This is a genomic window from Microbacterium sp. LMI13-1-1.1 (genome assembly GCF_040815625.1).
GTDB classification, from domain to species: domain Bacteria; phylum Actinomycetota; class Actinomycetes; order Actinomycetales; family Microbacteriaceae; genus Microbacterium; species Microbacterium forte.
On sequence record NZ_JBFPNL010000001.1, the window covers coordinates 663,466 to 677,566 of the forward strand.

A 14,101-nucleotide genomic window follows, 5' to 3' on the forward strand; every position below is an offset into this window, starting at 1 on the left:
ACTTCGCCCGTGCCCCCGTGACCGAAAGTCTCGGAACCGCAGCCACGGATGCCCCCGCAGCAGCGACGCCCACGGCCGACGAGATCGCGGTCGAGGGCGACGGGTGGCCGGAGTCCGACTCGGTCGTGCCCGTCGAAGCATACGTCGTCGACGTCTCGACGCCGATCCCCTTCACCCGCACGGCATGGGCGGGCATCGCTGCGTCGTGGCACCCAACGGCTCTCGCCCAGCCCGCGCCGGCTGTTCCCCTCGCCGAGCGGATCCGAGCGACGCCCTGGACCAGGAAACTGAGCGCGTTGATCGGCGCCCTTGCGCTCCTGATCGTGGCTCTGGCTGGCGTGTTCCTCGTTCGTGCTGTGCTGAGCACCGACGCCATGAGCGACTGGCTCGCCCGCTACCCGGGCGAGTATCACCTGCCCGAGTCGTCGAGTCCCGGTTTCCCCGCCTGGGTGCAGTGGCAGCACTTCTTCAACATGTTCTTCATGGTGCTGATCATCCGCACCGGACTGCAGGTGCGCGCCGAGAAGCGCCCGCCGGTCTACTGGACACCGAAGTGGTCCAAGAACGGGAACGGCAAGATCAGTCTTGCTTTGTGGCTCCACCAGTCGCTCGACATCCTGTGGCTCGTGAACGGCATCCTGTTCGTGGTGCTGCTGTTCGCCACGAACCACTGGATGCGCATCGTGCCGACCAGCTGGGACGTCTTTCCGAACGCGCTGTCCGCTCTGCTCCAGTACGTATCGCTCGCCTGGCCGACCGAGAACGGCTGGGTCAACTACAACAGTCTGCAGCAGATCATGTACTTCCTCACGGTGTTCGTCGCGGCGCCCCTCGCAGCGGTGACCGGTGTGCGTATGTCGGGGTTGTGGCCCAAGAACGCGATCAAGCTGAGCAGGGCCTATCCGGTCGAGTGGGCGCGGGCCGTGCACTTCCCGGTGATGGTGTACTTCGTCGTTTTCATCATCATCCACGTGGCCTTGGTCTTCGCCACGGGTGTTCTACGCAACCTGAACCATATGTATGGCGGCACCGACGCTGTCAACTGGCCGGGCTTCCTGATCTTCACCGGATCGATGGTGCTCGTCATCGCCGGCTGGATCGGCGCGCGACCGCTTGTGCTCACGCCGATCGCCGCGCTCACGGGGAAGGTCAGCGGGCGGTGACACCTATGGACGTTGAGCAGTGGTCTAGCCTCGCCACGCGCGTGCTGGCACCCAACCCCGGATCCATGACGCTGGACGGTACGAACACGTACGTCGTCCGCGCCCCGGGTTCCTCGGCAGTCATCGTCGACCCAGGCCCGGAGATCTCCGCGCACCTCGACCGGATCGAGGCACTCGGCCCGGTCGAACTCATCCTCCTGACCCACCACCACAGCGATCATGCGGAGTCGATCGACGCCATGGTCGCTCGCACCGGTGCTCCTGTGCGAGCTGCCGACGCGACATTGTGCCGAGGGGCAGAGCCGCTTCGTGATGGTGAGATGATCCGTGCGGGCGAGACGCGCATCGCGGTCCTCGCGACGCCCGGTCACACCATCGACTCCCTGTGCTTCCACTTGCCGGAGGACGGTGCAGCCGGTGCGGATGCTCCCGTCGGCTCGATCCTCACGGGGGACACCATTCTCGGGAGCGGCACCACGGTCCTGACGCAACCTGACGGAGCGCTACGCGATTACATCAGATCATTGGAGCGACTGCGAAGCCTCCCGGACTCGACGATCGTTCTGCCAGCTCATGGACCGTCGCTTCCCAGCCTCGCCGTGGTCGCCGGTCGATACCTCGGCCACCGCAGGATGCGGCTCGCTCAGGTGCGAGAGGCGCTCGCCGAACTCGACGTCGACGCATCGGTAGAGCCTGAGGTCGTCGCGCGTGTCACCGACATCGTCTACCCGCAGATCGATCCTGCCATCCGCTTCGCCGCCGAGGCATCCACAGCGGCGCAGCTGGAGTACCTCGCCGATGCATGACGCCGTCACTCGCGCGCAACGAGGTGCCGAATCGAGGCACTTTCACGACGGGCAAATACGCGACTTCCTTCGCCTGATCGACGAGGGGAATGCCGGATTCAGCGGAGAAGATCGTTCCACCGGCCAACGGGGAGGGGATTGCTATTGACATCGAATCGGTCGAGCCGGGTCGCCCTCGTTCTGCGTACTTCGTCTCCGACAGCACGGGCATCACTGCGGAGACGCTCGGCAGCGCGCTGCTGGCGAACTTTCCCGGCTTCTCGTTCGAGCGTCACACGATCCCGTTCGTCGACACCCTGATCGGAGTGCGCGACGTCGTAGAAGATATCCAGGCGGCGAACGAACGTGGGACGGACCCGATCCTGTTCGCCACGGTGAAATCAGGTGAGATCCTCGCCGAGCTCATGGCATCCGGCGCCGTCGTGATCGATCTTCTGAGAGGGCATCTGCGGGAGATGGAGGCCGCGCTCGGAAGCACGGCATCAGAGCAGTTGGGGCAGTATCACGGGGTCGGCGACATCGAACGGTACTTCGCACGGATGCGCGCGGTTGAGTACGCCATCGAGCACGACGACGGGCAGAGTGCCCGCGCGCTAGACATCGCGGACGTGATCATCATCGCGCCATCGCGCTGCGGCAAGACGCCGACGACGATGTACCTCGCTCTGCAGTACGGACTGCTCGTCGCGAACTATCCGCTGACCGACGATGACTTTCCCTCGGACGGCCTCCCGCGCATCGTGCGGCCTCACGCCACCAAGTGCTTCGGTCTGACCACGACGCCGCTTCGCCTCAGCCAAGTGCGCCACGAGCGACGCCCGGACTCCAACTACTCGAGTCTTGCGCAGTGCACTCGCGAGCTGCGTCGAGCCGAAGACCTCTACCGGCGCAATCACATGCCATTCCTCAACTCCTCGACGAGATCCGTCGAGGAGATGTCCGCGGTCATCATGCAGTCCATGCGGCTGCGCGCCTGATCGACCTCCACCCCGCGCGCCGGCGCATGATCCACACAGGAGTCACAATGACGAGCATCCTCTGGTTTACTGAGATCGGGATGGCCGATGTCGCCCAAGTGGGTGGCAAGAACGCTTCGCTCGGGGAGATGGTCTCGAATCTCTCGGATGCGGGCGTGAGCGTCCCTGGCGGGTTCGCGACGACGGCCGACGCCTACCGGGGGTTTCTCGCCGCAGACGGTCTGTACGATCGCCTCAAGCACGCGGTCGAGGCCCTCGACGTGACGGACGTGGCAGAGCTCGCGCGCGTGGGGGCCGCCGTTCGGGATTGGATCGAGGAGCAGCCGTTGCCCGCTGCGTTCGAAGCAGACATCCGCGCCGCGTACGCAACCCTCGTCGAGAAGGACCCACAGCCAGAGACCGTGTCGTGGGCCGTGAGGTCGAGCGCGACAGCAGAAGATCTGCCGGACGCGTCGTTCGCCGGACAGCAAGAGACGTTCCTCAACATCCGTGGAATAGACAACGTCCTCGCTGCGGTGCGGAGCGTCTTCGCATCTCTCTACAACGACCGCGCGATCGCGTACCGCGTCCATCACGGGTTCGACCACCACGATGTCGCCCTTTCGGTAGGGATCCAGCGGATGGTGCGGTCGGATGTCGGAGCGTCGGGCGTGCTGTTCACGGTCGACACCGAATCGGGATTCGACCGCGCCGTGTTCATCACCAGTTCTTACGGGCTCGGGGAGGCGGTTGTGCAGGGGGCGGTGAACCCCGATGAGTTCTACGCGTACAAGCCGGCGCTCCGCGCAGGACGTCCTGCGATCCTGAAGAGGTCCTTAGGGGAGAAGGCCCTGAAGATGATCTACGCGGACGGAACGCATACGGGTGGAAGCACAGTATTCACCGATGTATCGCTTTCCGATCGCGCACAGTTCAGTATCACGGATTCCGAGGTCGAAGAGCTCGGGCGCCAGGCGCTCGTCATCGAAGATCACTACGGCCGACCGATGGATATCGAGTGGGGCAGGGACGGCATCGACGGCAAGCTCTACATCCTCCAGGCTCGACCGGAGACGGTCGTCTCGCGTGCTGACGGCAACGTCACGCGCCGCTTCGTCCTCGAGGAGCCCGGCACCGTGATCACGACCGGCCGGGCGATCGGGCAGAAGATCGGCGCCGGACCCGTGCGCGTGTTGACCTCGCTCGCTCAGATGGACCAGTTCACACCCGGTGACGTTCTGGTGGCGGACATGACGGACCCCGACTGGGAACCGATCATGAAGCTCGCTTCGGCGATCGTCACCAACCGTGGCGGCCGCACGTGCCACGCTGCGATCATCGCCCGTGAATTGGGGATCCCCGCCGTCGTCGGCACGGGCGACGCGACGGTCGCGCTTGCCGACGGCAGAGAGGTCACCGTGTCATGCGCGGAGGGCGACAGCGGCTTCATCTACGAGGGACTCCTCGCCTTCGATGAGGTCATCACCAGACTCGACGAGATGCCCGAGAGCCCGACGAAGATCATGCTCAATGTCGGAGCCCCCGATCAGGCATTCGCCTTCTCGAAGCTGCCGAACACAGGTGTGGGCCTTGCGCGTCTCGAGTTCGTCATCAATCGCCAGATCGGCATCCATCCCCGAGCGCTTCTCGATTTCGACACCCTTGAACCGATGCTCAAGAGCGAGATCGCCGAGCGGATCGCCGCCTACCCATCGCCGCGGGAGTACTTCATCTCTCGTGTCGCCGAGGGCGTCTCAATGTTGGGTGCTGCCTTCGCCCCCGAGAAGGTGATCGTGCGGCTCAGCGATTTCAAGTCCAATGAGTACGCCAACCTCATCGGCGGCGAGCTGTACGAGCCGCACGAGGAGAATCCGATGATCGGCTATCGCGGAGCGTCTCGCTACATTTCGGCAGACTTCCGCGAGTGCTTCGACATGGAGTGCCAAGCGCTGCGGTTCGTGCGCGACGAGATGGGACTCACGAACATCGAGATCATGGTGCCGTTCGTTCGCACCGTGGATGAGGCGCGCGGCGTCATCGACCTCCTCGCCGAGAACGGGCTGCGCCGCGGCGAGAAGGGACTTCGCATCATCATGATGTGCGAACTGCCGTCCAACGCCGTTCTGGCCGATGACTTCCTGGAGTACTTCGACGGCTTCTCTATCGGATCCAACGACATGACCCAGCTCACCCTGGGGCTCGACCGCGACTCCGGCCTGGTGGCGGCCACCTTCGATGAACGCAATCCAGCCGTGCTGAAGATGCTGTCGATGGCGATCGAAGCATGCCGCCGCGCGGGCAAGTACGTCGGCATCTGCGGACAAGGCCCGAGCGACTACCCCGACCTCGCGGAATGGCTCGTCGGCCAGGGCATCGAATCGATGTCACTCAACCCCGACACCGTCGTGGAGACCTGGTTGCGATTGGCAAAGCAGTCCAGCATCGCCTCTCGGTGAAGGTCGCTCCTCTCCCTCGTTCAAACCCGCAAGGAGGCTGGCAGGTCGTAGCGGTGCTCTCAGGTCACACGGGCGATCAGCTTGCCCGGAGACCGTGAAGCGCGAAACCGCCCATCAGAGCACGGCGCACAATCTCAGTAGTGTGACGCAAGCGTGCGCAGGATTCATCGAGGGAAAAGTGATCGGATGGATGGTCGAGGGTGAAGCGGATGCTTCACACTCTGCAAGTGAGTGCCCAAGATGTTCCAGCTGGGGCACGGCACCGGCACCGCATTGGACATGATCTCAACACAATCAAGTCGATCGGCCGCCGGGTGGGTCAGGCCAGGTATCGACCGGTGGGGCTTTCGGGGGATCTAGCGATGTCGTCGGGTGTGCCGGTGGCGACGATGTGTCCGCCTGCGGTGCCGCCTCCGGGGCCGAGGTCAATGATGTGGTCGGCGTTTCGGATCATGTCGAGGTCGTGTTCGATGATGATGACGGTCGCGCCGTTGTTGATGAGGCGTTGGAGAACGCTGAGGAGAGTTCGGATATCGGTGGGGTGGAGTCCGATGGAGGGTTCGTCGAGGACGAACAGCGTGTTGTGCTGGTCGCGGTCGATGTCTGCGGACAGCTTGAGTCGTTGTGCTTCACCACCTGAGAGGGCAGGGGTGCCTTCGCCGAGGGTGAGGTAGCCGAGGCCGAGGTCGGAGAGGACCTGCAGCCTGGAGTGAGCCTTTTTGAGGTCGGCGACGACGGGTAGTGCTTGTTCGACGGTGAGGCGAAGGACTTCGGGGAGGCTCAATGTGTCGCTGGAGCCCTGTTTTGGAGTGCGGCGGATGTCGTGTGCGGTCGGGTTGTATCGGGTGCCGTCGCAGGCGGTGCAGACGATGTCGACGTCGGGGAGGAACTGGACGTCGAGGGAGATTTGGCCGGTACCGTCGCAGGTCGGGCACCGCAGCGATCCGGTGTTGTAGGAGAAGTCACCGGCCTTAAGTCCACGTGCTTTCGCGTCCGGGGTGGCGGCGTAGGCGCGGCGGAGGTCGTCGAGGACGCCGCTGTAGGTGGCGATGGTGGAGCGAACGTTGACGCCGATGGGCGCCGCATCGACGACGGCGACGGTGGTGATGCCGCCGGGGTCGACGCTGATGACGTGCGCGGGGAGGGGTTCGTTCTTCGCGTGTGCCTGCAGGGCCGGGACGAGTGCTTCCAGGACGAGGGTGGTCTTGCCCGAACCCGAGACGCCGGTGACGGCGGTGAGCCGGCCTTTGGGTATGTCGACTTCGAGGGCGTGGACCGTGTGGAGCGGGGTGGTGGAGACGTGGAGGCGCCCTTCGTCGAAGACGGTCCCGGCCTTGAGGCGGGGACGGACCAGGTCGGGGGCGTTCGGGCCGAGGTAGGGGGCGATGTGCGATTGGGGGTTCTCGGCGAGGTCGGGGATGGTGCTGGAGGCGATGACGGTGCCGCCGTGCATGCCGGAGCCTGGGCCGATCTCGACGAGCCAGTCCGCTTCGCGGAGCACCTGGGCGTCGTGGTCGACGACCACGACCGAGTTCCCGTCGTCCAGAAGGTTGCGGATGACGGTGATGAGGCCGTCGATGTTGGAGGGGTGCAGGCCGATGGAGGGTTCGTCGAGGACGTAGAGCACTCCGGTGGTGCGGTTGCGGACGGCGCGGGAGAGCTGCACGCGCTGCCGTTCCCCGGTGGAGAGCGTCGAGGATGCCCGGTCGAGCGTGAGGTATCCGAGCCCGAGACCGAGGAGCATCTGCGCGGTCTCGACCATTTGGGTCACGATGCTGCCCGCCATCGCCGTCATATTCTCTGGCATCTGCGCGGGCAGGGTCTGCACCCATTCAGTGACGTCCACGAGCGTCTTCGACGTCGCTTCGGGGAGGGTGATGCCGTCGACGAGAGTGGAGCGAGCGAGGGCGTTGAGGCGGGTGCCGTGGCAGTCGGGGCACGTCTGCACACTGAGGAACCCCTTGATCCGCCCCAGGCCCTTCTCGGTTTCGGCTTTCCGGAGTGCTTCGACCACAGACTGGTGGGCGTTGCGGTAGGTGGCGTTGAGTTCGAACAGCTTCCCGCTCTTGGAGGGGTAGAGGATGACGCGCTTCTCCTCCGGCCCGGCCAGCACAATCTCACGTTCTACCGGGGTCAGGTCACGGAAGGGGATGTCGGTGCGGACGCCCATCTCGGCGACGACTTTCGCGTTCGCGGCAAGTCCGAACATCGCCCAGGGGGCGACGGCGCCGTCGTCGATGCTGAGCGACTCATCAGGAATGAGCGTGCTGTCGTCGACGTCGCGGACGATTCCGGTGCCCTCGCACCGCGGGCAGGCCCCTTCGCTGTTGAAGGCAAATGATTCCGCGCTGGGAGGTGGAAATACGACGTCACAGACTGGGCAGGTCAGTGGCAGGTCCAGTGCGACGTCGATGGTGGGGTCGAGGCGGTGCCCGTTGGGGCACTGGTGGTGCCCGAGGCGGGAGAAGATCAGCCGAAGGCTGTTGAGCAGCTCTGTCGAGGTGCCAAAAGTCGACCGCACGCCTGGGACCGCGGGACGTTGCCGCAACGCGAGAGCGGAGGGGACGTGCTCGACGCTGTCGACCGCGGCCCGCGCAGATTGGGTGAGACGACGGCGCGTGTAGGTCGACAGCGCCTCCAGGTAGCGGCGTGACCCTTCCGCGTACAGCACCCCGAGTGCGAGGGACGACTTTCCTGACCCGGAAACCCCGGCGATCGACACCAGCTTGTTCAGTGGAACGTCGACGTCGATGTTCTGCAGATTGTTGACCCGCGCGCCGCGAACTCGGATCACATCAGGAACGGAGTGGTCGCGGGCTGGATCTGCAGTCATAGTGGGCTCCTTGGCAGGTAGTGGCAGGGGCTGTGTCACGCGGGCGGGGCGGCTCAGCGAGTGGGGATGACGACGACGTACTTGCCGGGCTGGTGTCGGGATTCGAGGTTGCGGTGTGCGTCGGACACCTTCTCGAGCCCCTCGTGCACTCCGGCGATGACGGTATGGAGTGTGCCGGCCTCAATCGCCTTCAGGTAGGTGTCGAGGGCGGAGCAGTTCACGCTTGCTCGAGGGTCATCGTGAAACCTTCGCCGGAGGCGGCGATGTGCTCGAGTCCTTCGATGATCGTTCCGAGGTGCACGATGCCCGGTTCCGGGATGGAGAGGTCTCCGGTGTCGGCATAAAAGAAGACGATGTCGTGGCTCGGAGCCCAGTACGCGATCTGACCGACGGCGTAGGTATCGAGGGTGTCAGTCACGTTTTTGAGGGCCTGAGGCGACGGTCCCATTTTCTCCCGGTCGAAGAGATCTCCCAGGGTGAGCGTCATGGGCAAGGCGTCGATGAGCTCGTGGCCAGCGGGCGTGTCGTCGATTGCACCGATGGCTTGGCCGGTCGGCAGGGTGATGCGGATCTTCATCTCGTTGCTTCCTTTTCATAGTGCGGTGGAGGCACGGCGCGTAGTGGTGGGGCGCCGCGCCTCCTTGGGGTTGGGTGGTCGTTCTCGTTCATCGGTCCGGCCGTCGGGGACACATTGAGCCGAAGCCGCCGTCAGGCAGGGATGACGATGACGTACTTGCCGGGCTGGTGTCGGGATTCGAGGTTGCGGTGTGCGTCGGACACCTTCTCGAGCCCCTCGTGCACTCCGGCGATGACGGTATGGAGTGTGCCGGCCTCAATCGCCTTCAGGTAGGTGTCGAGGGCGGCGGCGGGGAGGTCGGTGGCTTCACCTGCGTAACTGGTGAGACGGACGCCGGTGGGGATGGTGAATGGGTCGAAGTCGGGGATGGTCCAGTTGCCGCTGAGCGCCCCGACGAAGCAGACCGTACCGCCAGGGTGGATCACTGACAGCACGGCGGGAAGGGTGGTTGCACCGACGAACTCGAGCGCGGCGTCGATCCCGTCCGGGGCGATTGCGCGGATGGCGTCGGCGAGGGTGTCGTCGTCGACGAGGACATGGTCGGCGCCCACCTCGGTGAGCAGATCTGCCCGGCGCGGGTTGCGGGTGGTGGCGAGAACGGTTGCGCCGAGCTGGTGTGCGATCGCGACCGCAGTGAGCCCGACGGTGGAGGTTGCGCCGTGGATGAGGACGCTCTGCCCCGCCTGAAGACTCAGCCCCGTGGTGAGTGAGCCGTGCGCGGTTTGCAGCATCTCCGGGAGCCCGCCGATGACGTCCCATTCGAGGTCGGTGTCGAACGGGATGACGTTCGCGGCGTCGACGAGCGTGTATTCGGCGTAGCTGCCATCGATCGTGCGGCCCAAGCCCCCCATCATCGTGGCGACCTTCTGACCCAGCGCGAGGTCGACGCCGTCGCCGACGGCATCCACGATGCCAACGGCTTCGATACCGAGGATGCGGGGGAAGGTGAAGTCGGAGTCGGATTCGCCCTGCCGGCTGGTGACTTCGGACTCGTTGACCCCGAATGCCTTCACCTGGATGCGCACCCAGCCCGGGCGGACCTCGGGGATGGGGACGTCGGTGACGGTGAGGCCGTCGATCTCGACGGGGCCGGTGAGGCGGATGGCGCGCATGGTGTCAGACATCGGATTGCTCCTTCGTGTGAATGGGGTGATCGGCGGCGGGGATGGCAACCAGGGCTTCGAATGACCGACGAACCATGGCCTCGTCGAGGGGGGTGTCGGGGTGGGCGAGGCGGTGGCTCCACCATCCCCACAGGAGTGCGTTGATTGTCAGCGCGGTGCTGTCAGATACGTGACCGTGGGTCATCGCCAGGGCGTCGTCCTCGACCGCTTGCAGGACCGCCGCCACGTCAGGGTGGCGGATGCCGTAGTGCCGAATCTCCGCATACAGGCGGATGTCGTCGAGTGTGGGACTCGTCGCGCCGATGGTCGCGTCGACGAGTACGGCAACGATGTCCTCCGGTGTTCGGGCGTCGCGCAGTGGCGTGTCGTAGCGGGGTCCGAGGTGGCTACGGGTCGAGTCGAACGCGGCGACGATGAGGCCTTCGAGGGTGGGGAAGTAGTACGTCATCGACCCCAGCGGCACCCCGGCGTGCGTCGCGATACCGCGGTACGACGCTCCGGCCACGCCATCCGCGGCGATCACCTCGAGCGTGGCCTGCAGGATGCGGGCCCGCCGACCCGGGTCGTTCGGCTTTCCTCGTCGCACAACTTCTCCAATGTCAGACCGAGTGCGTACACTGGTACGTATTGATTCCAATCTAGCCCACGATGGAGGAGTTCGCATGATCGGTCACGAATTGCAAGAGCACGCTCGGGCGCGAGTGCACGAACTTCCCGGCGCGAAGCTGGAGCACCCGTTCGGCCCGGGCTGGGAGGTGTTCAAGGTGGTGGACAAGGTGTTCATGCTGATGACCGATGCCACCGGTGAGCCGATCGTGATTCTGAAAGCGGACCCGGACGAGAGCATGGCGCTGCAGGACGAGCACGAGGAGATCACCCCCGGCTACCACATGAACAAGAAGCACTGGATCACGCTGCACCCCTCGGGCCACCTTCCCGTGTCGCTGGTCGAGGAGCTGGTGACCGAGTCGTATCTCCGGGTCGTCGAGAACCTTCCGCACGCCAAGCGGCCAGTGGACCCCGCCACGTTCGGGCGGGGCAGCAAATGACACTGACGGGGGAGCGGCTGCGGCAGATCGCCCGTGACACCGCGGCGTCTCTCCCTGGTGTGTCTCACGGGCACCCGTTCACCCCACACCTGGACGTGTGGAAAGCGGGCGAGAAAGTGTTCTTGATCGTCACCGACGATAACCCCAACCTGCAGATCATCACCATCAAAGCCGACCCGCACCACGGTGACGCGTTGCGCCGCGACCACGAGTCGATCACCGTCGGGCACTACCTCGACAAGAAACATTGGATCTCCGTCGGCCCGGGACCGGGCATCACGGCGAAGCTGATCGACCACCTCGTCCACACCTCGTACGAGCTCGCGGACGCGCATCACCCGGAGTCATCGTGACCGGCACGCCCTCCCTGTTTGAAGTGGATGACGAGTCGCGTCCGCTGGCGGACCGGCTCCGGCCCCAAACCCTGCAGGAGGTGGTCGGGCAGGATCACCTGCTCGCAGCGGACGCGCCGATCGGGCGGATGGTGGCGGGGCAGCGGCTGGTGTCGATGGTGCTGTGGGGGCCACCCGGATGCGGGAAGACCACCATCGCTCGCCTCCTCGCGGATCAGACCGATCTCGCGTTCGAGCCTCTCTCGGCGACCTTCTCCGGTGTGGCCGACCTTCGGAAGGTGTTCCAGGCGGCGAGGCAACGCCGGGAGATCGGGCAGGGCACGTTGTTGTTCGTGGATGAGATCCACCGGTTCAACCGCGCGCAACAGGATTCGTTCCTGCCCTTCGTCGAGGACGGCACCATCATCCTCGTCGGTGCGACCACGGAGAACCCGAGCTTCGAGCTCAACGGGGCACTCCTGTCCCGAACGCAGGTGTTCGTCCTGAAGCGCCTAGATGACGCCGCACTGGACACCCTCATCAGTCGCGCAGAAGATCTCACCGGCGCACCGCTCCCGCTCGACGCCGATGCACGACAGTCGCTGATCGCGATGGCCGATGGCGACGGCCGGTACCTGCTGAACATGATCGAGCAAATCCAGAACCTCCCTGGCCCGGTCGACACGGCAGCTCTTGCTGCTGCCGTGCAGAAGCGCGCACCTCTCTACGACAAGTCGCAGGAGGGGCACTACAACCTGATCTCCGCGCTCCACAAGGCCATGCGGGGCTCGGACCCGGACGCTGCCCTGTACTGGCTGTCACGGATGCTGCTCGGCGGAGAAGACCCGCTGTTCATCGCGCGCCGGATCACGCGATTCGCTAACGAAGACATCGGCCTGGCCGACCCGAACGCGGTGCAACAAGCTCTCGCCGCATGGGACGTCTACGAACGGCTCGGATCTCCGGAGGGAGAGATCGCGATCGCCCAAGCCGTGCTGTACCTCTCGACCGCTCCGAAGTCGATCGGCGTATACCGAAGCTTCAACAAGGCCTGGGCCGCCGCGAAACGCACCGGCTCCCTCATGCCCCCCGCCCACATCCTGAACGCCCCCACCCGGCTGATGAAGAACCTCGGCTACGGCAAGGGATACCAGTACGACCCCGACACGGAAACCGGGTTCTCCGGCGCGAACTACTTCCCCGACGACCTACCCCGGGAGACCTTCTACGAACCCACAACCGGCGGGTACGAGCGCACCATCACCGAACGACTCCGCCACTGGGCGCACCTCCGCTCGGAGATGACGAACGACAGCGGCCCCGCCACCAATCTCAGCGATACGTCTCATCGAAAGGACTCATCCGATGGCTGACACCACCCGAACCCACCCGGTTCGTTCCTGGCTAGGCATCCCCTACGCGACCGCCGAACGATTCCGCAAACCGCAGCTGCTGCCGTTCAACCCGGACCTGCCCTACGACCAGAAAGGCCCCGCCCCACTCCAAGCTGGGGACACCTCCTGGCTCGAGGCCGACAACGGGTTTAGCGAGGACTGCCTGAACCTCAACGTGTGGGCTCCCGAAGATGCCGGCGACGGGCCGCTCCCGGTGATCGTGTACATCTTCGGTGGCGGGTTCGAACTCGGATCGAACACACAGACGACCTCGAACGCCTCGGGGCTCGCCGCGACGGGACGCGCGATCGGGGTGTCGCTGAATTACCGGCTCGGGCCGTTCGGATGGCTGGCGCTGTCGCAGTACGGCGGCGCCCTGGAGGACGCCTCCAACCTGGGTTTGCAGGACATCATCACCGCGCTGGAGTGGGTACAGGCGAACATTGCGCGTTTCGGGGGAGACCCGGACAACGTCACCGTAACGGGTCACAGCGCCGGGTCGATGTCATCCATCGCGCTTCTCGCCGCACCCGCCGCGGATGGCCTGTACCACCACGTAGCCGCCTTCTCAGGTCCCACCTCCCGCACCGTCCCCGCATGGTGGGCCGAAGAACTCGCCCACAGGCTGATCACCGAGCTGGACCTCCAAGACAACCCCGAAGGTCTGCTCGACGTCGACGGCGAGGTGCTCGCCACGACCCTGGCGAAGGTCACACCCAGGGAGCTTGGCGCCCGCAATAGTGTCGACAACACCACCCTGGGCATCGTCGATGACCACACCCAGCCTGGCGGCGTGCTCGTAGGACACCCCTTCTCTGCGCTCGAATCCGGTCGTCGCCGCGATATCGACATCCTTCTCAGCTCCGCGACCGAGGAAGTCGACTACTGGGTCATCAACAACATTCCCGGTTTCGACCCCGGCAGTGTCGATCGGATCGTCGACGAACTCGTCCTCACCTCCCGTATCCCTCGGAGTCAGGCCCAGCGCATCGTCGACACCTACACCGTCGACGATCGCAGCGCCGCGCAGGTGCGCGCCGACATCTTCACCGACTACATCTTCACCCTGCCTGTCACACGGGCGGCCCTCGCCCATACCGCCGCCGGTGGCACCACACGCCGGCTCGTCATCGGCCCCGCAGACGGCGCCCCCGCCGTCCACGGCACCGAGTTGTACGGGATCGTCGGGGGAGAACGCCCCGGTGCCAGCGAAGGACAGATCATCCGCGACACCTTCGTCCGCGACACGCTGCTCGCTGTCGCGTGCGGAGACGCCGAGGCGTTGTGGACGCCGGTGACAGACATGCCCACCGCAACTGGCATCGGCACTCTGGCGTATGACCCGACTACCCACGCGCAAGACGTGCTCGAGCTATTCGCCGGCATCGAACGCCCCTAACCCTCCACTGAG

Annotated in this window: 13 protein-coding genes; 8 read left to right on the top strand and 5 right to left on the bottom strand. The window is 65.2% G+C overall.

Features of this window, described 5'->3' with window-relative positions; genetic code table 11:
* The first annotated feature begins 17 nt into the window (after nt 1-17).
* From MRBLMI13_RS03145 to ppsA, 4 genes are all read left to right on the top strand, one after another.
* Entirely contained in the window at nt 18-1,163 is a 1,146-nt protein-coding gene (locus tag MRBLMI13_RS03145) for a cytochrome b/b6 domain-containing protein (RefSeq protein ID WP_367820519.1), read from the top strand.
* 5 nt (nt 1,164-1,168) lie between these two features.
* A complete protein-coding gene (locus MRBLMI13_RS03150) occupies nt 1,169-1,969 on the top strand; it encodes an MBL fold metallo-hydrolase (protein WP_367820517.1) in 801 nt (266 codons plus the stop codon).
* 89 nt (nt 1,970-2,058) lie between these two features.
* A complete protein-coding gene (locus tag MRBLMI13_RS03155) occupies nt 2,059-2,946 on the top strand; it encodes a pyruvate, water dikinase regulatory protein (RefSeq protein WP_367820515.1) in 888 nt (295 codons plus the stop codon).
* A gap of 47 nt (nt 2,947-2,993) precedes the next feature.
* Complete coding sequence (gene ppsA / locus MRBLMI13_RS03160) at nt 2,994-5,381, top strand: phosphoenolpyruvate synthase (RefSeq protein WP_367820513.1); 2,388 nt, start codon at nt 2,994-2,996, stop codon at nt 5,379-5,381.
* A gap of 319 nt (nt 5,382-5,700) precedes the next feature.
* On the opposite strand, the gene MRBLMI13_RS03165 is transcribed toward ppsA, so the two are convergent.
* From MRBLMI13_RS03165 to MRBLMI13_RS03185, 5 genes are all read right to left on the bottom strand, one after another.
* Nucleotides 5,701-8,214, bottom strand: a complete 2,514-nt coding sequence (locus MRBLMI13_RS03165) for an excinuclease ABC subunit UvrA (RefSeq protein WP_367820512.1) — start codon at nt 8,212-8,214, stop codon at nt 5,701-5,703.
* Between the two features lie 53 nt (nt 8,215-8,267).
* On the bottom strand, nt 8,268-8,435 hold the full coding sequence (locus tag MRBLMI13_RS03170) for a zinc-binding dehydrogenase (protein ID WP_367820510.1): 168 nt from the start codon (nt 8,433-8,435) through the stop codon (nt 8,268-8,270).
* Nucleotides 8,432-8,791, bottom strand: coding sequence for a cyclophilin-like fold protein (locus MRBLMI13_RS03175; RefSeq protein WP_367820508.1), 360 nt, complete (start codon nt 8,789-8,791; stop codon nt 8,432-8,434). The genes MRBLMI13_RS03170 and MRBLMI13_RS03175 overlap by 4 nt, the downstream gene beginning before the upstream one ends.
* A gap of 131 nt (nt 8,792-8,922) precedes the next feature.
* Nucleotides 8,923-9,915, bottom strand: coding sequence for a zinc-binding dehydrogenase (locus MRBLMI13_RS03180; RefSeq protein WP_367820506.1), 993 nt, complete (start codon nt 9,913-9,915; stop codon nt 8,923-8,925).
* Nucleotides 9,908-10,501, bottom strand: a complete 594-nt coding sequence (locus MRBLMI13_RS03185) for a TetR/AcrR family transcriptional regulator (RefSeq protein WP_367820504.1) — start codon at nt 10,499-10,501, stop codon at nt 9,908-9,910. Before MRBLMI13_RS03185 ends, MRBLMI13_RS03180 begins: the two co-directional genes overlap by 8 nt.
* A 76-nt stretch (nt 10,502-10,577) precedes the next feature.
* On the opposite strand from MRBLMI13_RS03185, the gene MRBLMI13_RS03190 reads away from it, so the two are divergent.
* Genes MRBLMI13_RS03190 through MRBLMI13_RS03205 form a run of 4 tightly spaced genes read left to right on the top strand, consistent with a single transcriptional unit; the run spans nt 10,578 to nt 14,089 of the window.
* Nucleotides 10,578-10,964, top strand: a complete 387-nt coding sequence (locus MRBLMI13_RS03190; protein ID WP_367820502.1) for an MmcQ/YjbR family DNA-binding protein — start codon at nt 10,578-10,580, stop codon at nt 10,962-10,964.
* Nucleotides 10,961-11,317, top strand: a complete 357-nt coding sequence (locus MRBLMI13_RS03195) for an MmcQ/YjbR family DNA-binding protein (protein WP_367820500.1) — start codon at nt 10,961-10,963, stop codon at nt 11,315-11,317. Before MRBLMI13_RS03190 ends, MRBLMI13_RS03195 begins: the two co-directional genes overlap by 4 nt.
* A complete protein-coding gene (locus tag MRBLMI13_RS03200) occupies nt 11,314-12,669 on the top strand; it encodes a replication-associated recombination protein A (protein ID WP_367820498.1) in 1,356 nt (451 codons plus the stop codon). Before MRBLMI13_RS03195 ends, MRBLMI13_RS03200 begins: the two co-directional genes overlap by 4 nt.
* Nucleotides 12,662-14,089: a carboxylesterase family protein gene (locus MRBLMI13_RS03205; RefSeq protein WP_367820496.1), complete on the top strand. Its 1,428-nt coding sequence runs from the start codon at nt 12,662-12,664 to the stop codon at nt 14,087-14,089. Before MRBLMI13_RS03200 ends, MRBLMI13_RS03205 begins: the two co-directional genes overlap by 8 nt.
* Nucleotides 14,090-14,101: the final 12 nt, after the last annotated feature.